The 22,173-nt window shown below is 68.2% G+C and carries 19 protein-coding genes and 1 pseudogene; 9 read left to right on the top strand and 11 right to left on the bottom strand.

What is annotated here, in order from left to right; genetic code table 11:
* Positions 1–3 precede the first annotated feature (3 nt).
* The 4 genes and pseudogenes from ACO07J_RS11495 to ACO07J_RS11480 form a co-directional block, all read right to left on the bottom strand.
* Complete coding sequence (locus ACO07J_RS11495; RefSeq protein WP_422028944.1) at positions 4–837, bottom strand: arginyltransferase; 834 nt, start codon at positions 835–837, stop codon at positions 4–6.
* 84 nt (positions 838–921) lie between these two features.
* Positions 922–1,368 carry an RDD family protein gene (locus ACO07J_RS11490; protein ID WP_422028943.1) on the bottom strand — a complete coding sequence of 149 codons (447 nt, stop codon included), beginning with the start codon at positions 1,366–1,368 and terminating at the stop codon, positions 922–924.
* Positions 1,369–1,437: 69 nt separating this feature from the next.
* Positions 1,438–1,869: a DUF2852 domain-containing protein gene (locus ACO07J_RS11485; RefSeq protein WP_422028942.1), complete on the bottom strand. Its 432-nt coding sequence runs from the start codon at positions 1,867–1,869 to the stop codon at positions 1,438–1,440.
* A 220-nt stretch (positions 1,870–2,089) separates the two neighbouring features.
* Positions 2,090–2,556: pseudogene (locus tag ACO07J_RS11480) on the bottom strand (YbaK/EbsC family protein).
* Between the two features lie 46 nt (positions 2,557–2,602).
* Here ACO07J_RS11480 and ACO07J_RS11475 point away from each other — a divergent pair.
* From ACO07J_RS11475 to ACO07J_RS11450, 6 genes are all read left to right on the top strand, one after another.
* Positions 2,603–3,001, top strand: a complete 399-nt coding sequence (locus tag ACO07J_RS11475) for a DUF4440 domain-containing protein (protein WP_422028941.1) — start codon at positions 2,603–2,605, stop codon at positions 2,999–3,001.
* A gap of 41 nt (positions 3,002–3,042) precedes the next feature.
* The gene (locus ACO07J_RS11470) at positions 3,043–5,832 is read left to right on the top strand and encodes a glutamine-synthetase adenylyltransferase (protein ID WP_422029769.1); all 2,790 of its coding nucleotides are present in this window, start codon (positions 3,043–3,045) and stop codon (positions 5,830–5,832) included.
* The gene (locus tag ACO07J_RS11465) at positions 5,829–6,104 is read left to right on the top strand and encodes a hypothetical protein (protein WP_422028940.1); all 276 of its coding nucleotides are present in this window, start codon (positions 5,829–5,831) and stop codon (positions 6,102–6,104) included. The genes ACO07J_RS11470 and ACO07J_RS11465 overlap by 4 nt, the downstream gene beginning before the upstream one ends.
* Positions 6,105–6,275: 171 nt before the next feature.
* Positions 6,276–6,917: a DUF6778 family protein gene (locus ACO07J_RS11460; RefSeq protein WP_422028939.1), complete on the top strand. Its 642-nt coding sequence runs from the start codon at positions 6,276–6,278 to the stop codon at positions 6,915–6,917.
* A 44-nt stretch (positions 6,918–6,961) separates the two neighbouring features.
* Positions 6,962–8,158 (top strand): RSP_2647 family RNA methyltransferase, encoded by a 1,197-nt coding sequence (locus ACO07J_RS11455; RefSeq protein WP_422028938.1) that lies wholly within the window; start codon positions 6,962–6,964, stop codon positions 8,156–8,158.
* A complete protein-coding gene (locus tag ACO07J_RS11450; RefSeq protein WP_422028937.1) occupies positions 8,155–8,700 on the top strand; it encodes an RSP_2648 family PIN domain-containing protein in 546 nt (181 codons plus the stop codon). Before ACO07J_RS11455 ends, ACO07J_RS11450 begins: the two co-directional genes overlap by 4 nt.
* Here the strand turns inward: ACO07J_RS11450 and ACO07J_RS11445 are convergent.
* From ACO07J_RS11445 to ACO07J_RS11425, 5 genes are all read right to left on the bottom strand, one after another.
* A complete protein-coding gene (locus ACO07J_RS11445; RefSeq protein ID WP_422028936.1) occupies positions 8,687–10,891 on the bottom strand; it encodes a spermidine synthase in 2,205 nt (734 codons plus the stop codon). The two genes, ACO07J_RS11450 and ACO07J_RS11445, sit on opposite strands and share 14 nt — an antisense overlap.
* 111 nt (positions 10,892–11,002) lie before the next feature.
* Positions 11,003–11,686, bottom strand: a complete 684-nt coding sequence (locus ACO07J_RS11440) for a M48 family metallopeptidase (RefSeq protein WP_422028935.1) — start codon at positions 11,684–11,686, stop codon at positions 11,003–11,005.
* A 63-nt stretch (positions 11,687–11,749) separates the two neighbouring features.
* Positions 11,750–13,525: an SLC13 family permease gene (locus tag ACO07J_RS11435; RefSeq protein WP_422028934.1), complete on the bottom strand. Its 1,776-nt coding sequence runs from the start codon at positions 13,523–13,525 to the stop codon at positions 11,750–11,752.
* Between the two features lie 103 nt (positions 13,526–13,628).
* Positions 13,629–14,777 carry a M24 family metallopeptidase gene (locus tag ACO07J_RS11430; RefSeq protein ID WP_422028933.1) on the bottom strand — a complete coding sequence of 383 codons (1,149 nt, stop codon included), beginning with the start codon at positions 14,775–14,777 and terminating at the stop codon, positions 13,629–13,631.
* A gap of 156 nt (positions 14,778–14,933) precedes the next feature.
* A complete protein-coding gene (locus tag ACO07J_RS11425) occupies positions 14,934–15,887 on the bottom strand; it encodes a radical SAM protein (protein ID WP_422028932.1) in 954 nt (317 codons plus the stop codon).
* A gap of 155 nt (positions 15,888–16,042) precedes the next feature.
* Between ACO07J_RS11425 and zwf the strand changes: the two genes are divergently transcribed.
* The 3 genes from zwf (at position 16,043) to pgi (ending at position 19,866) form a co-directional block, all read left to right on the top strand.
* Entirely contained in the window at positions 16,043–17,497 is a 1,455-nt protein-coding gene (zwf, locus tag ACO07J_RS11420; RefSeq protein WP_422028931.1) for a glucose-6-phosphate dehydrogenase, read from the top strand.
* Positions 17,494–18,165 carry a 6-phosphogluconolactonase gene (gene pgl, locus ACO07J_RS11415; RefSeq protein ID WP_422028930.1) on the top strand — a complete coding sequence of 224 codons (672 nt, stop codon included), beginning with the start codon at positions 17,494–17,496 and terminating at the stop codon, positions 18,163–18,165. The genes zwf and pgl overlap by 4 nt, the downstream gene beginning before the upstream one ends.
* A 105-nt stretch (positions 18,166–18,270) precedes the next feature.
* Positions 18,271–19,866 carry a glucose-6-phosphate isomerase gene (gene pgi / locus ACO07J_RS11410; RefSeq protein ID WP_422028929.1) on the top strand — a complete coding sequence of 532 codons (1,596 nt, stop codon included), beginning with the start codon at positions 18,271–18,273 and terminating at the stop codon, positions 19,864–19,866.
* A gap of 471 nt (positions 19,867–20,337) precedes the next feature.
* Here the strand turns inward: pgi and ACO07J_RS11405 are convergent, their stop codons facing one another.
* Positions 20,338–20,763, bottom strand: a complete 426-nt coding sequence (locus ACO07J_RS11405) for a cupin domain-containing protein (RefSeq protein ID WP_422028928.1) — start codon at positions 20,761–20,763, stop codon at positions 20,338–20,340.
* Between the two features lie 96 nt (positions 20,764–20,859).
* Positions 20,860–22,137: a phosphopyruvate hydratase gene (eno, locus tag ACO07J_RS11400; protein WP_422028927.1), complete on the bottom strand. Its 1,278-nt coding sequence runs from the start codon at positions 22,135–22,137 to the stop codon at positions 20,860–20,862.
* Positions 22,138–22,173: the final 36 nt, after the last annotated feature.

Genomic DNA, 22,173 nt, shown 5'->3' with positions numbered 1-22,173 from the left:
CGGTCAGCCCCGCTGCGGCCCGCGGAGGGGGTGGCTGTCGGGGAGGGAGATGTTGGCCACCTGTTCCGCGATCGGATCGTTCGAGAGGGGGTGGCGCTTGGCGTGGTAGTCCGCCGGGTCGCGCATCTTCTGCCATTCGCCGGAGGAGTAGACCTCGAGCCCCGAGAAGGTGGCCTTGTAGCCCATCTTGGCGCTGCCCGGCACCCAGTAGCCGAGATAGACATTCGCCAGCCCCGCCTCGCGGGCGATGTCGATATGGTCGAGGATGATGTAGGTCCCGAGCGATTGCCGCGGCAGGTCGGGCTCGTAGAAGGAGTAGACCATGCTGACCCCGTCATCGAGCACGTCGGTCAGGCAGACCGCCACCAGCTCGCCCGTTTCGCGGTCGGCATATTCGACGACGCGGGTGCGGATCGGGGTTTCCTCGATCATCGCGGCGAATTCGAAGGCGTCCATGTCGGCCATGCCGCCCTGGGCGTGGCGTTCCTCGAGGTAGCGGCGGAAGAGCTCGTACTGTTCCTCGGTGGCCCAGGCGGAGGTGGCGCGGCGTTCGAGATGGCGGTTGCGGTTGAGCGTGCGCTTCTGGCTTTTCGACGGCGTGAACTCGGCCACGTTGATGCGGGCCGAGAGGCACGCCGCGCAATCGGCGCAGGACGGCCGGTAGAGCACGTTCTGCGAGCGGCGGAAGCCCTGCTTGGACAGGCTGTCATTGAGGCGTTGCGCCGACTCGCCCTGGAGGGCCGTGAACAGCTTCCGCTCCATCCGCCCCTCGAGGTAGGGGCAGGGCTGCGGGGCCGTCACGTAGAATTGCGGCGCGATGGGGAGCGTATGGCGCATGAAGGCTCGTTATTCGTTCGGTCTTGTCACTGAAACGATAACAACGAACCCGGCAGGCGCCAAGTGCGAAACCTTGACGCGTCCCTAGGCGGCGCGGCGGTTGATCGCCACAGTGCCGAGCAGGTGGTCGGTGATGCCCTGGGCGCGGGGCGTGGTCAGCATGAAGATCATCGAGGCGATCTGGACCAAGAAAAAGGCGCAGGAGAGCGAGAAGCCCAGCGTGTGCAGGAACGCCATGGGGAGATCGAAGCGCTGGCCGGAGCCGGTGCGGAACTCGATCGCGACGAGGCGCATGCCCCAGGTGGCCGACCCGCCCGCGATGGTGAGCACGCGGTAGACGAAGCCCACGACGAGCATCAGCAGAGGAAAGAAGAAAATGCCGGTGAAGGCCGTGAAGGGCAGGATCAGCAGGCAGAGGACCGCCACGACGATCGTGTCGATCACCCACGCGATCAGCCGTTTCACCGGCACGTCGGCGTAGAATTCCGGCTGCGTCACCGGGTCAGGGGTGTGCCATGTGTAGTCGGTCATCCGGTTGCCTTCCATCAACGGGGAACCGGCCCGGGAAGTTCCGGGCCGGGCAGGGGGAAGAGAGGCGCGTTACGCCTCCTTCGGGGTTTCGTCGTCGCGGTCCGATTGGGCGGCGCGGGCGCGCTCTTCCATGAACTGGTCGAACTCGGCCTTGTCGCGGGCATCGCGGAGGCGCTGCAGGAAGGCCTCGAAATTGTCCTGCTCGCGTTCCAGCCGTTCCAGCGTGTCGGCCTTGTAGGCGTCGAAGGCGGCGTTGCCGGTCGAGCGGCTGATGTTCATGCGGCCATACCCCTTGTGGCGGCGGTGCGAAACTGAACAGGTCATTTTCTTGCTCCAGATCATGTAGGCGAGAAGGGCGAGGCCAACCGGCCAGAAGAGGATGAAGGCGAGAACCATGGCGGCGATCCAGGCGCCCTTGCCCTTGTCATCCAGCCAGGCCTCGGCCCGGGAAAGCCAGCCCAGGGGGCCGGTGGCGGGGGTGGATGAGGCGACGGTGGTCATTCGGCGTGTCCTTTCGGGTCAGCGTTGCTTTTCAATGTGAATGTCTTTCACATCCCCTAGATCGGGATTGCGGGCGGGTGTTGCAAGGGGTGATGTGAATGTTTTTTACATTATTGGGTGTTGCGCTTGATTTAATGGCGTTATTTGGGGGCCAGCCCCCAAGCCCCCGGGATATTTTTACCAAGAAGAAGCATGGGGTTCGGCCTGAATTGCGGCGAAGTCAGGCGGTGAAGTCGGCTTCCTGGGCGCCGGAAAGGCGGAGGAGGTCGGCGGGGGCGATCGGGAAGACGTGGCGCGGGGTGCCGGCGGCGGCCCAGACCTGGGCGAAGGCGTGAAGGCGCGGGTCGAAGAAGGCGCGGGGGCGGGTGAGGTGGCCCATGGGCGAGACGCCGCCGATGGCGAAACCGGTCTGGGCGCGGATAAGGGCAGCGTCGGCCTTGCCGAGCGGCTCGCCCGCCAGCGCGCTGGCCTTGGCGTCGTCGACCCGGTTGCCGCCGGCGGTGATGAAGAGGATGGCCGTGCCGCTGTCCTCGCCGCGGAAGATGATCGACTTGGCGATCTGGTCGGTGGGCAGCCGACGAGATCGGCGGCCATCTGCGCGGTGGTGGCCTGGCCCACCTCGACGGGCCGGGTGTCGATGCCGCCGTCCTGAAGGGCGCGGGTGACGCGTTTGAGGGATTTCGACATCGGGCTTTCCGTTGACCTGGGACGAATTTGCGCGAAACTGCCCCGTATGAGCGGACAAGACAAGAGCGACGGGCCGGATTTGCAGGAGATCCTGGCCCTGGAAGAGGCGGTGTGGCAGGCGCTGGTCAGCGGCGACGCCGCGGCGGATGCGGCCCTGCTCGCCCCGGATTTCCTGGGCGTCTACCCCAGCGGCTTTGCCGGGCGGGAGGAGCATGCCGGGCAATTGGCCGACGGGCCGAGCGTGGCGAGTTACGCGCTGAGCGAGGCCAGGCTGGTGCCGGCGGGGGCCGGGCACGTGTTGTTGTGCTACCGCGCCGATTATCGCTGGGCCCGCGATGGCGCGGCGTCGGCGATGTATGTCAGTTCGCTATGGCGGCGCGACGCCAATGGCTGGCGCAACCTGTTCAGCCAGGACACGCCCGCGGATGCCGCGCCGGTTCCATGAGCCGAATTGACGCCGCCGGGCGGTCGCCGCATTGTCCGGGCATGAGCTTTGCCGACCGCATGACCCGCTGCCCGCGCCCCTTCGAGCCAGACCAGGGGGCGGAGACTCGCGCCCGGTTTGCAGATATGGCGCCGGAGCTGGGCGAGCTGATCGAGGGGGCGGCGGGGTGTAGCCCTTACCTGCGGACCTTGTGCGAGAAGGAGGCGGGCTGGCTGCCGGGGGCGCTGGAGGCGCCGGAAGAGGCGATGGATGCCGTGCTGGCGGAGGTGCGGGAGGCCGCGCCGGATGGCGTGGCTGACGGGCTCAGGCAGGCCAAGCGGCGGGTGGCGTTGTTGACGGGGCTGGCGGACCTGGCGGGCGTGTGGGCGCTGGAGGAGGTGACGGGGCACCTGACGGCGTTTGCCGATGCGGCGGTGCAGGCTGCGCTCAGGGCGGCGATCGGTGTGGAGATCAAGCGCGGCAAGCTGCCCGGCGTGGGCGAGGACGAGCTGGAGATCGCGGGCGGCATGACGGTGCTGGCGATGGGCAAGATGGGGGCGGGGGAGCTGAATTACAGCTCGGATATCGACCTGATCTGCCTGTTCGATGAGGCCCGGTTCGACAAGGACGACTATCACGAGGCGCGCGCCTCGTTCGTGCGGGCGACGCGGAAGATGGCGGCGACATTGAACGACAAGACGGCGGAGGGCTATGTCTTCCGCACCGACCTGCGGCTGCGGCCGGACCCATCGGTCACGCCGGTCTGCATGGCGATGGCGGCGGCGGAGACCTATTACGAAAGCCTTGGCCGCACGTGGGAGCGGGCGGCCTATATCAAGGCGCGGCCCTGTGCGGGGGACGTGGCGGCGGGGAAGGCCTTTCTTGCGACGCTGAAGCCCTTTGTCTGGCGCAAGCACCTGGATTTTGCCGCCATCGAGGATGCCCACAACATGCGGCTGCGCATCCGGGAGCATAAAGGCTTGGGCGGGCGGTTGAACCTGTCGGGGCACAACATGAAGCTGGGGCGGGGCGGCATTCGGGAGATCGAGTTCTTCACCCAGACGCGGCAGTTGATTTCCGGGGGGCGCGACCCGGACCTGCGGGTGCGGGGCACGGTCGAGGGGCTGGAGCGGCTGGCCGAGAAGGGCTGGGTGCCCAAGGACGCGGCGGAGATGCTGACGCGGCATTACCGGGCGCATCGCGAGGTGGAACACCGGTTGCAGATGCTGCGGGATCAGCAGACCCATGACCTGCCGACGAGCGGGGAGGAGTTCGAGCGGCTGGCGGCCTTCATGGATTGCGATCGCGGCGAGATGGAGGCGGCGCTCGAGACGCGGCTGACCGAGGTGCACGAGACGATCGAGAGTTTTTTCGCGCCGGAGGATGCGGGGAAAGCCGAGGAGGTCGACGCGGCGCTCGACCAGGACATCATCGCCGGCTGGCCCAGCTATCCGGCGCTGCGGTCGAGCCGGGCGGTGGAGATCTTCAACCGGCTGAAGCCGGAATTGCTGGCGAAGCTTGCCAAGTCGATGGAGCCGAACGAGGCGCTGCTGGCGTTTGACGGGTTCCTGAAGGGGTTGCCGGCGGGGGTGCAGGTGTTCTCGCTTTTCGAGGCGAACCCGCAGCTGGTGGACCTGCTGGTGGATATCGCGGGCACGTCGCCCTCGCTGGCCGCGCACCTGTCGCGGAATGCAGGTGTGTTCGACGCGGTGATCGCGGGGGATTTCTTTGCCAAGTGGCCGGGGCGCGAGGCGCTGGAGGCGGAGCTTGTCGGGCGGTTCGAGGCGGACGAGGATTACGAGCGGCGACTGGATGCCGCGCGGCGGTGGAGCAAGGAATGGCATTTCCGGATCGGGGTGCATCACCTGCGAGGGCTGATCGGTGCCGACGAGGCCGGCACGCAATATGCCGAGCTGGCCGAGGCGGTGATCGGGGCGCTGTGGCCGGTGGTGGTGGACCAGTTCGCGGGCAAGCATGGTGATCCGCCGGGGCGGGGCGCGGTGGTGCTGGGCATGGGCTCGCTGGGCGCGGCAAAGCTGAACGCGACCTCGGACCTGGATTTGATCGTGATCTATGACGCGGCGGGCGAGGAAGGTTCGGACGGGCGGCGGCCGCTGGCGTCGCGGACCTATTATGCGCGGCTGACGCAGGCGCTGATCACCGCGCTGGCCGCGCCGATGGCGGAGGGGCGGCTCTACGAGGTCGACATGCGGCTGCGCCCCTCGGGGAACCAGGGGCCGGTGGCGACGGGGTGGCCGTCGTTTCAGGAGTATCAGAAGGGCGAGGCCTGGGTGTGGGAGCACCTGGCGCTGACGCGGGCGCGGGTGATTGCCGGGCCGGAGGCGCTGAGCGGGGATTTCGAGGCGTTCCGGCGCAGGCTGTTGCAGGAGAAGGGCGCCCGGGATCGGGTCTTGCCCGGGGTGGCCGACATGCGCCGCCGGATCGCCGAGGCCAAGAGCCCGGCGGGGGCGTGGGACACCAAGCTGGGCCCGGGCCGGATGCAGGAGATCGAGCTGGTGGCGCAGACCGGGGCGCTGATGGCCGCCGAGCCGGGGCGCGACGTGGCGGGGGGGCTCGCGGCCTGTGTCGCAATCGGCTGGCTGGATGACGCGGACCGGGCAGCGCTGGCCGAGGCTTATGGGCTTTGCTGGTGCGTGTTGCAGGCGGCGCGATTGCTGACCGACAAGCCGCTAGACCCGGAGACCCTGGGCGAGGGGGCGGTGGCGTTCCTGCTGCGCGAGACCGGGGCCGAGACGCTGGACGAAGTGCAGGCACGATTGGTCGAGGTCACGGGCCGGGCGGCGGAGATCATAGATGCCGCGATGACGGACGAGGGAAAGGACGAGGCATGAGCAAGGCGCGCGACCCGCTGGACCCGAAGGGGCTGATCCGGGAATCCTACCGCATCGAGGGGATCACCGAGGGGGAGTGCCGCTCCATCTTTCTTGACTGGGCGCTGTCGCTGCCCGAGGGGCAGGAGACGAAGCCGGCGATCGAGGCGCACCTGGCGCAGCGAGAGGGGGCGTTTCCCGACCACCCGATGACCACGGTCCTGCGGCAGGGGCTGGACACGGTCGCCAAACCGCGCCGGCGCGGCGGGTGGCGGTCTCGGGAAAGGGACTGAACAGCGCACACGCTTGACGTGCGCGGGGTCTTGGTAAAGGTCCGCTTTCGTCCAAAATGCGCCCGATTTCAACGACATCCTGATTTCCAGGCAAATCGAGCAAGGCCTGCGTGCGGAGAAGACCGGGAAGACCGGCGAGAGACCCCCGGACGCGGCCGACTGGAGGACAGGATGAAAAGATTCGGGATTATCGCGGCCGTAACGGCGAGCTTGGCGCTGTCGGCCTGTGGCGGGGCGCCGATGGAGACGGCGACGCGCAACGCGCCGGCGGATTTCGCAACGCCGCAGGTGGCGCCGGCGGCGGAGGCGGTGAAGGTCACGTCGGTCAAGGTGCGGGTGCCGCGGACGCTGAAAGTGTCGGAGGCGAACCGGTTCTACCCGGGCGGCGATATCGTGTGGCGGGAAGACCCGCCGGGGGATCGCCATGCGCAGGTGCAGGCCATCGTCGAGGCCGCCATGCTCAAGGGCGTGCGGCAGGTCGCGGGTGAAGGGCGGTCGGTCGTGCTGGAGATCGAGGTGACGCGGTTCCATGCGCTGACCGAGAAGGCGCGGTACACGGTGGGCGGGGTGCATGCACTGCAGTTCACCATGCAGTATCGCGACCCTGACACCGGCGCGGCGCTGAGCGCGCCGAAACACGTGAAGGCCGATTTCCGGGGATTCGGCGGCAAGGCCGCGATCGAGGCCGAGCGGGCCGGGCAGACCCAGAAGGTGCGGATCACCGACCACCTTGCGGGCGTGATCCGGCAGCAGCTGACCGATCCGGAGCATTACCAGGCCGCCAGCCTTGGGCTGATGCGCGCGTTCGACTGACTTCTGATCTTTCCCAGGCGCCGGAAAGGGCTTAAGGGGACGGCATGACGCCGTCCCCTTTGCCCGTGATCCGCCTGAAACCCAAGGCCAATGCCCGCGCCATCCGGCACGGGGCGCCGTGGGTATTCGACAATGAACTCGTGACCGACCGCCGCACGAAGGCGATTGCGCCGGGCAGCATCGCCGTGCTGGAGGATGCCGGACGTGAGCCGCTGGCGCTGGTGGCGGTGAACCCCAATTCGCGGATCATGGCGCGGGTGCTGGACCTCGACACCGGGGCGGAGATCGGCGCGGACTGGCTGCGCCGGCGGCTGGCGGCGGCGCTGGCCTTGCGGGAGAAGCTTTACGATGCGCCGTTCTACCGGCTGATCCATGCCGAGGGGGACGGGCTTCCGGGCGTGGTGATCGACCGGTTCGGTGATGTGGCCGTGATCCAGCCGAACGCGGCCTGGGCGGAGGGGCTGTTGCCGGAACTGGTGGCGGCGCTGCGCGAGGTGACGGGGGTTACGACGGTTCTGAAGAATGCCGGGGGCCGGGCGCGCGGGCTGGAAGGGCTCGACGATGTGAGTGCGGTTCTGGAGGGCGCGGCGCCCGAGGGGCCGGTCGAGGTGCCGATGAACGGGGCGGTCTACATGGCCGACCTGACGGGCGGGCAGAAGACCGGGCTGTTCTATGACCAGCGGCCGAACCATGCCTTTGCGGCGCGCATGGCCAAAGGCGCGCGGGTGCTGGACGTGTTTTCCCATGTGGGCGGGTTCTCCCTGGCGGCGCTGGCCGCGGGGGCGGAGAGCGCGCTGGCCGTGGACGGCTCGGAGCCGGCGCTGGAGCTGGCGCGGGGCGGGGCCGATCGGACGGGCTCGGGCGAGCGGTTCGAGACCCGGAAGGCGGATGCGTTCGAGGCGCTTGCCGCGCTGGCCGAGGAGGGGGCGCGGTTCGACATGGTGATCTGCGACCCGCCGGCGTTCGCGCCGTCGAAACAGGCGCTGGAGGCGGGGTTGCGCGCTTACGAGCGGGTCGCCCGGCTGGCAGCACCCCTGGTGGCCGAGGGCGGGATACTGGCGTTGTGTTCCTGTTCGCACGCGGCGGACCTGGCGAAGTTCCGGTCGGCGTGCCTGCGCGGGATCGGGCGAGCCGGGCGGGCCGGGCCGCTGATTTACACAGGGTTCGCGGGGCCGGACCATCCGCAGCATCCCAACCTGGCGGAGACGGCGTATCTGAAGGCGCTGTTCTTCCGGCTGTGAGGGCGGTTCTCGATACTTGCGTGATCTATCCCACGGTGATGCGGCAGATGCTTCTGCGGGTCGCGGAGCGGGGGGCGTTCACGCCGCTCTGGTCGGCGCGGATCATCGAGGAATGGCAGCGGGCGGCGGCGAAGCTGGGGCCGGATGGCGTGGCGCAGGCCGGGGCCGAGGCGGCGCTGCTTGGCGTTGCGTGGCCCGAGGCGGAGGTGAGCTGGCCGCCCTCGCTGGAAAGCCGGCTGTGGCTGCCCGATCCGGCGGATGTGCATGTGCTGGCGGCGGCGGTGGCGGGGTCGGCGGACCTGATCCTGACGCTGAACGTCAAGGATTTTCCGCGCAACGTGCTGGCCGAGGAAGGTGTGTCGCGGGCCGACCCGGACGGGTTCCTGCTGGGGCTCTGGAAAGCCGGGCCGGGTTTGGTGGAAGAGGCGGCGGAAAGCGTGCTGGCCGATGCCAACCGCTTGTCGGGTGACACCTGGGAGATGCGGCCGCTTCTGAAGAAGGCGAAGCTGCCGCGGCTGGGCAAGGCGCTTACCGCTTCATGATCGAGATGAGGTTGGCGTAATCGTCCGTCCAGACTCGCCCGCCGTCGCTTTCCAGTGCCTGCCACCGGGGATCGTCGGCCATGGCGCCGAACGCCTCGGGGCTGTGCGCGAGCATCACCACGCTGGAGGCGATGTCGCCTGCGTCGTGTTTGGCGTTGCCCTTGTAGTGCTGCACCCGCGCCGCGAGGCCCAGGTCGGCGGCCGAGCGGGCCAGCGGGATGTCGATGTCGTAGTAGCGGTTCGAGATGTGGTAGAGGAGGATGCCGCCGGGCGAGAGCCGGTCGAGGTAGAGCTGCATCGCCTCGTTGGTGGTCAGGTGGACCGGCACGGCGTCGGAGCTGTAGGCGTCGATCACCAGGATGTCGAAGCGCCGGTCGGTCTGGCGGTCGAGCATCATGCGGCCGTCGCCCATGTGGGTGGGCGCCTCGGGTGTGCAGGCCGACAGGAAACGGAAATGCTCGGGCGAGCGGGCGATCCGGTCGACGAGGGGGTCGATCTCGTAGAAATGCCAGCTTTGGCCGGGCTGGCTGTAGCAGGCGAGCGAGCCTACGCCGAGGCCCACCACGCCGACGGTGCCGGCGGTTTGGCCCCGGGCAGAGGTCATCACCTGGCCGAGCGGGCCGTTGCGGTGGTAGTAGTAGAGCGGCTCGGGGCGGGCGCTGGTGTCATCGGAAAGGCGTTGCGCGCCGTGCGCGGTGGTGCCGTTTCCATAGATGCGCAGGCCGGCTTCTTCCATGATGACATGGGTGCCGAAGAAGCTGCGGTCGCGCAGGAGCGAGGCATCGGGGATGTGAAGGGCGCCCACGGTCAGCGCGACGACGCCCGCGCCGAAACAGGCCAGCGGCCGGCGGCGGAGCCGGGCGATGCCCAACAGGGCGCCGACGAATAGGATGAGCAGAACCGTTGTCCAGTCGTCAGGGCCGGTGGCGAACAGGCCGGTCAGAACCGCGGGCAGCGCGAGGGCCAGCCCGATGGCGCCGCCCCCGGCGATACCGGCCAGGGTGTCGCGGGCGGTCTTGGCAAAGGGAATGAACAGCAGCACCGACAGCACGGTCGTGATCAGCAGTTCCTGCAGGCCGGAAAAGGCGACGGGGGCGACGATCGAATTGAAGAGCCCGCCGAGCGCGCCGCCCACCGACATGGTCAGGTAGAAGCCGGTGAGGCCGTGGCCCGCCGGCCGGGCGTTGTAGAGCCGGCGATGGGCGAAGAGCGTGATGGCGAAGAAGCAGAACAGCAGGATGCCGACCTCTGTCCATTCGAGATAGTTGCCATGGACCCCGAGGACGAACAGGCCGAGCACCGCCAGGGCGAGGGCCGCGACGATCCTGTAGGTCCGGTCAGAGACGAGGCTTCGGTTCGAGAAGGCCAGCACGAAGGTGAACAGGTAAAGGGCGAGCGGCACCACCCAGACGAGCGGGAAGGAGCCCATGTCGATGCTGATCTTGAGGGTGATTGCCAGCATCAGCGACGAGGGCACGAAGGCGAGGAAGCCCCATTGCGCCACCTGCCAGGGTGACACGCGGCCTTCCTTGTCCGACCGGGCGGGGGTGATGGCCGCCGGGCCGCGGCTGCACAGGCCGCTGAGCGCGAGCGCGCCGCCCAGGGCCACGAACCCCGCGGCCCAGCCGAGGCCGATGGCGCTGGCGCCGAATATCGGTTCGGCGGCGAGCGGAAAGCCCAGCAGGGCGATGAGCGAGCCGAGGTTCGAGGCGCCGTAGAGGAAATAGGGGTCATGCGCCGAGGGCCCGCCGCTGCGGCTGTACCAGAACTGGATCAGCGGCGCATTGGCCGACAGCGCGAAGAAGGGCAGGCCGACGCCCGCCGCGAACAGGAGCAGGGTCTGCCAGGCGGTCGAGCCGGAGGGGTCGAGCTGCCAGCCGGCAGGCACGCCCAGCGGCAGGCTGAGCAGGGCGGCGGCCCACACGCCCAGGTGCACCACGACCTGTCCGCGCACCGGCAGGAGGCGGGTCAGAAGGTGGGCGTAGAGGTAGCCCGCGATCAGGATGGTCTGGAAAAACAGCATCGCCGTCGTCCACACCGCCGGAGAGCCGCCCACATGGGGCAGTGCGAGGCGGGTGAAGAGCGGCTGGACGAAGAACAGCAGCGACGCGCTGAGAAACAGGGTCAGGACGAATATGACCGGTGCAAACCGGTGGGAAACGGCGCTGGCTGGCGCGACTGTAACCTGCATGTCTGGCCTCTCGGGTGGCTTTGCCAGGGGTTTACCCGCGAGGTCGCGCCAAAGTTTGGCCGGACTGTGACCGGAAGACGTACAAAGCAAGGTTTTGTTGGTGCGCGTGGCTCAGCGCGCCCACTTGGCCTCGAGCTTTTCGATGGCCGCGATGCGTTCGCCGGTCTTGGGGTGGCTCATCAGCCAGGCCGGCATGGCGCCCGAGCGGGACTGGGTGAGCTCCTCGAGCTTGGCGAAGAGCGCCTTTTGCGGCGCGGTGCCGATGCCGGCCTTGGTGAGCAGGGCGGCGGCGTATTCGTCGGCCTCGTACTCGTCGCTGCGCGACAGGCGGGCGGCGAGCAGGGTAGTCAGGCCGCTGGCGATGATCGCGCCGATGCCGGGCAGGAAACGAGACAGGATCATGGCCAGCGCCGTGCGGAGCGCGTTCTGGCCGGAAAAGTCGATCATCCGCCGGCGGGAATGGCCGAGTGCCACGTGGCCCAGCTCGTGGGCGATCACGCTGGTCATCTCCTCGGCCGAAAGCTCGCCGTTCTGGAACTTGCGGTAGAAGCCGCGCGTGATGAAGATCCGCCCGTCCGGGGCGGCCAGCCCGTTGACCGGGTCGATCTCGTAGATGTGGACCTTGATCCGGGGCAGGTCGAGCGCGGCGGCCAGCCGGTCGGTGAGTTTCTTGAGGCGCGGGTCGGCCAGCTCGGACGAGCGGGTGTCAAGCTCGCGCCGGGTGCGCCAGACCGAGAAGCGGTACATCGCCAGAGCGTAGAGAATCGCAAGCAGGATCGGGGTGAACTTCAGCATGTCACGAATATGGGGTGCGCCGCGGGGGCGGGCAAGCGCGGGCTGGCCCGCGCCGGCCGCGCCTCAGAACGGGAAGAACCACGGGATCACCACCACCGCCACCACCGCGAAGAGCAGGTTGAGCGGCATGCCGACCGTCACGAAGTCGCGGAACCGGTAGCCGCCGGCGCCGTAGACGAAGGTGTTGGTCTGGTAGCCGATCGGCGTGGCGAAGCTGGCCGAGGCCGCGAACATCACCGCCATGATGAAGGGCCGGGGGTCGTAGCCCAGCTGCACCGCCATGGCGATGACGATGGGCCCGACAAGCACCGCGACGGCATTGTTGCTGATCATCTCGGTCAGCAGGCTGGTGAACACATAGACCGCCGCCAGCGCCGCAAGCGGTCCGAGATTGCCGGTCAGCCCGACGATGAAAGCCACCACCGTTTCGGCGGCGCCGGTATTGTCGAGCCCCTGGCTGAGGCCGAGCATCCCGAAGATCAGGAACAGGATGCGCCAGTCGATCGCGTCGAACGCATCCTCGGGATCGACGCAACCGGTCAGCATGACCACCACCGCGCCGATCACGGCGAGCCCGGCGATGGGCATGACCCCGAACGTCGCCAGGAGCATGACGCCGAGGATCGCGGCGATTGCGATGGGCGCCTTGCCGCGGCGGACCGGGCGGTCGGCGGGTGTCGACAGGTTGACGATGCCGCCATCGGCCACCAGCCGCTGCAGCCCGTCGGCCGGGCCTTCCAGCAGCAAGGTGTCGGCGAAGCGCAGGCGCAGGGTGTCGGTGCTTTCGGTGATGTTGCGGTCGTCGCGGTGGATGGCGATGACGTAGACGCCGTAGGTGCGGCGCAGGCGCAGGTCGCCCAGGGTGCGGCCGCGCAGCATCGACTTGGGCCCGATGCTGCCTTCCATCATCATCGTGCTTTCGGCGGTGACCGGTTCGAACCCGGTGTCGTGCATCTCGTTGAAGGCGACGCTGCCGTCTTCGCGGAGCCCCAGAAGCTCGCCCGCGTCGGTCTTGATGACCACGCGGTCGCCGGCCTGGAGGGTGAGGCTGGACATCTGGGAGCGCTGAGAGCGTTCGCCGCGGATCACGTCGAGGATGCGGGCCTGGCCGGTGTTGAAGGGCAGGTCGGCCAGGGCCTTTCCGACATGGGCCGAGCCCGCGGGAATCAGCAGGCGGGCGAGGAACTTGCGCTTTCGCTCCTGTCCCACGACCGAGGCGAGCGAGGCGCGGTCGGGCAACAGGAAGCGCCCGGCGAAGACCATGTAGATCATGCCCGTACCGGCCAGGATCAGGCCCGGCAGGGTCATCTCGAACATGGTGATCCGAGGCTGTCCGGCGGCGAGGGCCACATCGCTCATCAGGATGTTGGTGGAGGTGCCGATCAGCGTCAGCGTCCCGCCGAAGATCGCCGCGTAGGAGAGCGGGATCAGCACCTTGGACGGGGCCGCGCCGACATTGGCCGCGACCGAGATCATCACCGGGGTCAGCAGCACCACCACGGGCGTGTTGTTCATGAAGGCCGAGGCGGCGATGGCGGCGGCCATCATGATCAGCACCGCCCGCGAGAGCGAGCCGCGCGCCTGTTTCTGCAGGATGTCGCCCAAGACCGACAGAACGCCGGTACGTTCGAGCGCGGCCGAGATGATGAACATCATGGCGATGGTGATCGGCGCGCCGGAGCTGAAGACGGTAAGGAAATCGTCGGTGTCGAGGATGCCCGTCGCCAGTAGCACGGCGGAGGCCGCGAGGGCGGTCACCTCGGGCGGGTAGATCTCGAAGATGAAGCCCGCGAAGACGAGGCCCAAGAGGAGGAGGACGAAGATCTGATCGTAGGGCATGGTGAAAACCCGAACAGGAGGAGGACCGGAGGGGGAGTGTCTGCCAAGGCGGTGCGGCTGGCAACAGGAGATTGCGGACAGGCGCCGTTCCGCGCGTGCCCGCCTAGCGGATCAGCAGGTCGAGCGGCTGGCGAGAGAGGCGTTCGACGCCGGTTTCGGTGACCAGCACGGTATGGCCGGGGCACATGGCGAGCCCGGCCTCGGCATCCATCAGGATCATGTGCAGGAAGAACACCTGTCCGGCCTGCATGATCAGCGGGTTGCCTTCGTAGAACATCGGGAAATCCACCCAGATCGGGGTGTAGGCCGCGCCCATGCCGTAGCCGCAGGCCTGCATCCTTGCGTGGCCGAGACCGTAGGCGTCGAGGGTGCGGGCATGGGCGTCGTAGACCTCGCTCATTGGGCGGCCGGGGCGGATCGCCGCTTCGCAGGCTTCCAGCGCGGCGGTGGCGGCTTCGTGCATGTGGCGCTGTTTGTCGCTGGCTTTGCCGATGATCACCGTGCGCATCATCGCGGCGTGGTAGCGGGCATGGGCGCCGGCCCATTCCCATGTCATCTGATCCTGCGCGTCGAGGTGGCGGCGGCCGGAATGGTAGCGGCAGAGCAGCGCCTGCGGGCCGGAGCCGAGGATGAACTCGTTGCCGGCATAGTCGCCGCCGCCGCGGAACACCGCGCCCTGCATGGCGGCGAGGATGTCGCCCTCGAAGGCGCCGGCGCGGGTCTCGGCAAGGCCCGCGTCCATCGCGTCATCGGCCAGTTGCCCGGCGCGGCGGTGCATTGCGATCTCGGCCGGTGACTTGACCCGGCGAAGGGCGCGGATGAGGTCGGAGTGCGCCTCGGCCCCGGGCAGGGCGGCGCGAGTGAGCTGGCCGTTGCGGTCGGTGAGGCCGGCGGTGTCCGATTCGAAGCCGAGACGGCCGGATGCGACGCCGAGGTCGCCCAGCAGGTTCTTCAGGTGCTCGGCCGGATTCGAGCCCTCGTATTGCGGCCAGACGTGGATTTCATCCTCGGTCAGCACCGAGGTGCGCAGGGCCTGGATGCGGTCGGGCATCCGCGTCATCAGGTGCAGCTCGCCCTTCGCGGTCAGGACCATCGCCTGGTACATGGCGAAGCCGAACGTGTCGTAGCCGCTGATCCAGTACTGGCTTTCCGGGGCGAAGAGGATCAGCGCGTCGAGCCCGGCCTCGCGGACCGCCTGCGTGGCGCGGGCGCGGCGGGCGGCGTATTCGGCTTCGTCGAAATGGAAGGGCATCGGCGGGCTCCGTCACGGGGGTCCGTGGCACTGGAGCCGCTTCCGGGCGGGCGTGCGCGTCTGGTTGCGACCTCGGGCGCCTCCGGCGGGGATATTTTTGGCCAGAAGAAGCGGAGGGCGGCGTGCCGTCTCGGGCGTGTGGACGACGGGGGCGCTTCAGCCCGAGCAGCTGGCGCCGCCGAGGACGCAGAACTTGGCGCAATGCGGGTGATTGAGGGAGACGTCGCGCTCGGCCTCTTCCAGGGTTTCGCCCATCTCGAACTGCGGATCGTAGGGCAGGAGGGTGCAGGAGAGCACCGTGGGGCGGGCGGCGCCCTTGCGCTTGACCACCATCCGGGAGGAAGCGCACATCACGTCGTCGGGCGACTTGCCGAGGATGCCCCAGCAGGCGGTGGTGATCTCGGGCACCTCGACCGTCATGTCCATTTCCGGGAAGAGCACGGTTTCGGCGGGATTGTCGGCGTCGATGGCGAAGCCGTGGCGGGCATATAGCGCGCGGTAGCCGGCGCGGGCCTCGGCCTCGGTCTCGTGCCAGAGGGAGCGGCCGGCGACGGCCATGCGGGCGCCCGCGTCGCGGAGCCAGGCCATCCCGGCAAGGGTCTTGTCGAAGGCGCCGCGGCCGCGCTCCTCGTCGTGGTAGTCCGCCGACCAGTGATCGACGGAGATGCGCAGGGTGAGGCGGTCGCCATAGTCCGCGACCAGCGCGCGAAGGTCTTTCAGCACGCGGGGGCGCATCATCGGGCGCATGGCGTTGGTGAGGATCAGCACCTCGAAGCCGCGTTCCAGCGCGGTGCGGGCCATGGCGCACATCTCGGGGTTCATGAAGGGTTCGCCGCCGGTGAAGCCGATCTCGCGTACCGGCCAGCCGCGGGCCTCGACCTGGTCGAGATAGTCGCGCATCTCGGCCTCGGTGATGTAGACCAGCCGGTCGTTCTCGGGCGAGCTTTCGATATAGCAGTTGACGCAGGTGATGTTGCAGAGCGTGCCGGTGTTGAACCAGAGCGTTTGCGGATTGGACAGCGGCACATGGGCGCGGGGCTGGCCGTCGGCGGTCACCCGAGGATCGCGGAACTTGCCGTCATTGGCCCCGGCTGTGGCGGCGTCTTTCATCACTTCACCCGATTTTGGTTTGCAATTCCGGCGTAACCTGTCCTTTTTGTCGTGAAAAGCCAGCAGCGGGCTGGTGACGGGTTTGTGATGGGGGGATAAACTCCCCGTGAGCGCCGCGCGGCGGATCAGGGTCGTGGCGGGACAGGAGAGGTCTGATGGTTTCGCGTGTCATTCCGGTGGATCCCTTCGACCTGGTGATTTTCGGCGGCACGGGGGATCTCGCGCGGCGGAAGATCCTGCCGGGGCTGTTCCGGCGGTATTGTGCGGGCCAGATCGAGGGCGACGTGCGCATCATCGGCGCGGCCCGGGGCGAGATGGACACCGAGGGGTATCGCGCCTTCGCGTCGGATGCCATCGTGGCGTCGGACGAGGGCGCCGGGGCGAACCGGGGGAACCTCGAGGCGTTCCTGGGCATGCTGCATTACGTGGTGGTCGATGCCACCGGCGACGACGGCTGGGACGAGCTGGCGCAGCTGACCCGACCGGACCGGATCAGGGCCTTCTATTTCTCGGTCGCGCCCCGGCTGTTCGGGCCGCTGGCCGAGCGGCTGCACCAGCACGGGCTGGCGGGCGGGCAGGCGCGGATCGTGGTGGAAAAGCCCTTCGGGCGCGACCTGGCCACCGCCAAGGAGCTCAACAAGGTGCTGGCCGATTATTTCGACGAAAGTCAGATCTACCGGATCGACCATTACCTGGGCAAGGAGACGGTGCAGAACCTGATGGCGATCCGGTTCGGCAACATGCTGTTCGAGCCGCTGTGGAACAGCCAGTACGTCGATCACATCCAGATCACCGTGGCCGAGGAGGTGGGTGTCGGCGGGCGCGGCGATTACTACGACCGGTCGGGCGCCATGCGGGACATGATGCAGAACCACCTGATGCAGCTTCTGTGCCTGATCGCGATGGAGCCGCCGGCGAAATTCAACCCCGACGCGGTGCGCGACGAGAAGCTGAAGGTGATCCGCGCGCTCGACCCGGTGGCGCCGGAGGACGTGGTGCGCGGGCAGTACGAGGGATCGGGCGGGCGGCCGAGCTATCGCAACCAGGTGGGCAACCGCGACAGTACCACCGAGAGCTTCGTGGCGCTGCGCGCCCGGGTCAGCAACTGGCGTTGGGCCGGCACGCCCTTCTACCTGCGCACCGGCAAGCGGCTGAAGGAGCGGGCGAGCGAGATCGCCGTGGTGTTCAAGGACGCGCCGCATTCCATTTTCGGCGAGGGGGCCGGGCGGCACCGCAACATCCTGACAATCAAGCTGCAGCCCAACGAGGGGATCGAGCTGGGCGTGACCATCAAGGAGCCGGGGCCGGGGGGCATGCGGCTGGTCGATGTGCCGCTCGACATGACCTTTGCCGAGGCGCTGGGGCCGGAGGAGGCGGATTTCCCGGACGCCTACGAGCGGCTGATCATGGACGTGATCCGGGGCAACCAGACCCTGTTCATGCGCGGCGACGAGGTCGAGGAAGCCTGGGCCTGGACCGACGGGATCATCGCCGGATGGGAGGAACGCGGCGAGGATCCGCTGCCCTATGCCACCGGCAGTTCGGGGCCCGATGACGCGCTGATGCTGATGCACCGGGACGGGCGCCGCTGGCGGGAGATCAAGGCATGAACTTCATGGATTACCCCGATGACGAGCTGATGGCCGTACACCTGGCCAACACCCTGGCCGGGGAGCTGACCGCGGCGCTGGAACACAAGGAGCGGGTGCTGTTCGTGGTGCCCGGCGGCACCACGCCGGGGCCGGTTTTCGACAGCCTGTGCGATGCCGATCTCGACTGGGCCCGGGTCGACGTGCTGCCCAGTGACGAGCGCTGGCTGCCGGAGGTGCATGTGCGCTCGAACAGCCGGCTTATCCGCGAACGGTTGCTGACGGGGCGGGCGACGAAGGCGAATTTCCTGCCGCTCTACCGGAAATCCGAGGCGCCCGAGCCGGTGCTGGAGGAGCTGGAGGACGGGATCAGCCCGGCGCTGCCGATCAACGTGTGCCTGCTGGGCATGGGGACCGACATGCACACCGCCTCGCTGTTTCCCGGGGCGGACAACCTGGAAAAGGCGCTCGACCGCTATGCGCCGGTTCTGGTGCCGATGCGCGCGCCCGACGTGCCCGAGCCGCGGGTGACGCTTTCCGCGCGGGTGCTGCGCGACGCGCTGGCGCTGCACGTGGTGATCACCGGGCAGGCGAAGAAGGCGGCGCTCGACAGGGCAAGGTCGCTGGAATGGGCGAAGGCGCCGGTGGCGGCGGTGCTGGAAGAGGCGACGGTGCACTGGGCGCCGTGAGGGGGGCCGGGGGGCGCTGCCCCCGACGTTGAAATCCCGTGGGATTTCAACATCTCCCCCGGAGTATTTCTGGAACGGTGAAATGTACAGGCAGGAGTTGATGGCATGTGGGAGGCCCTGAAAGCCGATACAGGCGCGCGGATATCCGAGCTTTTGTCCGAGGAGGGCCGGGCGGAAGATTTCTCGGTGCGGTTCGACGGGATGCTGTTCGATTACTCGAAGACCGCGATGAGCCGCGAGGCGCGGGCGCTGTTGCTGTCGATCCTGCGCTCGCACCATGTCGAGGAGCGGCGCGACGCGATGTTCGCGGGCGAGGCGATCAACGAGACCGAGGGGCGGGCGGTGCTGCACACGGCGCTGCGCAACCTGGGCGGCGGGCCGGTCGAGGTGGACGGCAGCGACGTGATGCCGGATGTGCTGGACACGCTGGCGCGAATGGAGGCGTTCGCCGAAGAGGTGCGGGGCGGCGGGTTCCGGGGCGCGGGCGGGCCGATCACCGACGTGGTCAATATCGGCATCGGCGGCTCGCACCTTGGCCCCGAGATGGCGGTGCGGGCGCTGTCGCCCTACCATGACGGGCCGCGGTGCCATTTCGTGTCGAACGTGGACGGGGCGGATATCGCCGATTGCCTGGCCGGCCTCGACCCGGCAACGACGCTGGTGATCGTGGCGTCGAAAACCTTCACCACGATCGAGACGATGACCAATGCCGAGACCGCGCGGGCGTGGATGGCGAAGGCGGTGGACGACCCCGCCGCGCAGTTCGCCGCCGTCTCGACCGCCGAGGACAAGACCGCCGCCTTCGGCATCGCGCCCGAGCGGGTGTTCGGCTTCGAGGACTGGGTCGGCGGGCGCTATTCCGTATGGGGGCCGATCGGGCTGCCGCTGATGCTGGCCATCGGGCCGGGGGATTTCCGCGCCTTCCTGCAGGGCGGGGAGGCGATGGACGGGCATTTCCGCGAGGCCCCGGCGGAGGAGAACATGCCCGTCATGCTGGCGCTGACCGGGTTGTGGCACAGCAATGCCTGCGGGTTCCCGACGCGTGCCGTGCTGCCCTATGACCAGCGGCTGGCGCGGCTGCCCGCCTATTTCCAGCAGCTCGAGATGGAGAGCAACGGCAAGCGGGTGACGATGGAGGGCGACGCGCTTGACATGCAGAGCGGCCCCGTCGTCTGGGGCGAGCCGGGCACGAACGGACAGCACGCCTTCTACCAGCTCATTCACCAGGGCACGCAGGTGGTTCCTTGCGAGTTCATGGTGGCGGCGAAGGGCCACGAGCCGGAGCTGGCGCATCATCATCACCTGCTGGTGGCCAATTGCCTGGCGCAGTCGGAGGCGCTGATGCGCGGGCGCCCGGTCGAGGCGGCGCGGGCGCTGATGGCAGAGGCCGGGTTCGAGGGCGCCGAGCTGGAGCGGCAGGCGGCGCACCGGGTGTTTCCGGGCAATCGGCCGTCGACCACGCTGATCTATGACCGGCTGACGCCGCGCCGGCTGGGCGAGATCGTGGCGCTTTACGAGCACCGGGTGTTCGTCGAGGGGGTGATCCTGGGGATCAACTCCTATGACCAGTGGGGCGTGGAGCTGGGCAAGGTGCTGGCCAAGGAGATGGCGCCGATCCTGTCGGGCGAGCAGGACGGGAACGAGAAGGACGGCTCGACCCGGCAGCTGGTGGATTTCGTGCGGGCCGCGGCAGAGGGATGAAGGCCCGAAGGCGCTTGCGCGCCTTCGGGCCAACCGCATCCGGACTGCTCGTCCAACCTCGTAACCGGAACAATCGCAACCACTCGTACCCGCTATCCGGCAGCGGGCGTCCGGGATGCAAACAGGCACCCCGGACCAGAACCGACGCCGACTTTGCCGGGAAGGCAAAGAACACGCTCACACTCATACGCGGCGCCGGTCCTGTCTGTCGGGGCAAAGGGCGGGCCCCGACAAACTCGGCCAGAAGGCGTGGTGGGGAAATGCTGCGATCAAGCGCTGTGATGCGCAGCACCGTGGAGTACGGGAGTCGGGAAGAGACCCCACGGCGTCCACGCCGTCTGGCTGAGTTCCGGGAGTAGCCACGCAGGGGGTGGGGAAAAGTTTCAGCCGGCGGGAAAATAATTGACAGTTTTTCGAGTCAATTTTTCAAGGCATTGAATTTTAGAGGTTAAAAATCGCGCTTCGCCGGCGTCAACCGGCCTCCGGTATGTCGAACCCGTCCTCGGCGAGGGTGAAGCCTTCGAACTGGAAGCCGGGCGAGACCGTGCAGCCGACGAGGGTGAAGGCGCCGGTGCATTCGGCGCGTTGCCAGTGATGGGGCGGGATGATGACCTGGGGGCGCTGGCCGGCCTCGAGCGCGGGGCCGAGGAGGTGCCGTTCCGCCGGCCCGTCATCGGTGGCCGAGAGGCGCAGGATCAGAGGGTCGCCGGCGTAGTAATGCCAGATCTCGGTGGCGTCGACCCGGTGCCAGCGGTTCACCTCGCCGCCCTTGAGCAGGAAGTAGATGCAGGTGCCCGTGGCGCGGCCGTCGTTGCCCGCCACCCATGTCTCGCGGTAATGGCCGCCTTCGGGATGTGGCTGAAGGTCGAGCTGGCGGATGATGTCGTCTGCTGTCATGACCGCAGGCTAGCCGGTCGGGCCGGTAGGGGAAAGGGGAAGCGGCAGGTTTCCCGGGTCGGCGGGCCGGTGGTTCCGGCCCGCCGCGGGAGCCGTTCAGCCGCGCAGGATCGAGCGGCCGGCGTATTCGGCGCTGTCGCCGAGCGCCTCCTCGATCCGGATGAGCTGGTTGTACTTGGCCAGCCGGTCGGAGCGCGCCAGCGAGCCGGTCTTGATCTGCCCGCAATTGGTGGCGACGGCGAGGTCGGCGATGGTGGCGTCCTCGGTCTCGCCCGAGCGGTGCGACATGACGTTGGTCATGCGCGCGCGGTGGGCCATGTCGACGGCCTTCAGCGTCTCGGTCAGGGTGCCGATCTGGTTGACCTTGACCAGCATGGAGTTGGCCGCACCCTTCTCGATGCCTTCCGCAAGGCGCACGGGGTTGGTGACGAAGAGATCGTCGCCCACGAGTTGCACCTTGTCGCCGATCATGTCGGTCAAGGCTTTCCAGCCGTCCCAGTCATCCTCGCTCATGCCGTCCTCGATCGAGATGATCGGGTAGTCGCCGACCAGAGCCTTGAGGTAGTCGGCGTTTTCCTCGGAGGTGAGCGAGAGGCCTTCGCCCTTGAGCTCGTACTTGCCGTCCTTGAAATACTCGGTCGCGGCGCAGTCGAGGGCGAGGTAGATGTCCTCGCCGGGCTTGTAGCCGGCCTTCTCGATGGATTTCAGGATGAAATCGAGCGCGTCGCGGGTCGAGGAGAGGTTGGGGGCAAAGCCGCCCTCGTCGCCGATGCCGGTGGAGAGGCCGGCGGCGGAGAGCTCTTTCTTGAGGGTGTGGAACACCTCGGCGCCAATGCGCACCGCCTCGCGGATGTCGCTGGCGGCGACGGGCATGATCATGAATTCCTGGATGTCGATCGGGTTGTCGGCATGTTCGCCGCCGTTGATGATGTTCATCATCGGCACGGGCAGGGTGCGGGCCGAGGTTCCGCCGACATAGCGGAAGAGCGGCTGGGTGGTGAAATCGGCGGCCGCCTTGGCAACGGCGAGCGACACGCCGAGGATGGCGTTGGCGCCGAGCCGGGCCTTGTTGGGGGTGCCGTCGAGCTCGATCATCGCGGCGTCGACCGAGACCTGCTCGGTGGCGTCGAAGCCCAGCAGCAGGTCGGCGATCTCGCCATTGACCGAAGCCGCGGCCTCGAGCACGCCCTTGCCGAGATAGCGGGACTTGTCGCCGTCGCGCTTTTCGACCGCCTCATGCGCGCCGGTGGAGGCGCCGGAGGGCACGGCGGCGCGGCCCATGGTGCCGTCTTCGAGGACGACGTCGACCTCGATCGTGGGGTTGCCCCGGCTGTCGAGAATCTCGCGGGCGTGAATGTCGATGATGGTGCTCATGTCGTGTCCCTCGGAAGGCTGGATTGGCTGGCTGTC

The sequence above is a fragment of the Roseovarius sp. genome (assembly GCF_965228755.1).
Classification (GTDB): domain Bacteria; phylum Pseudomonadota; class Alphaproteobacteria; order Rhodobacterales; family Rhodobacteraceae; genus Roseovarius.
This window is presented reverse-complemented; position numbering and strand designations above follow the sequence as displayed.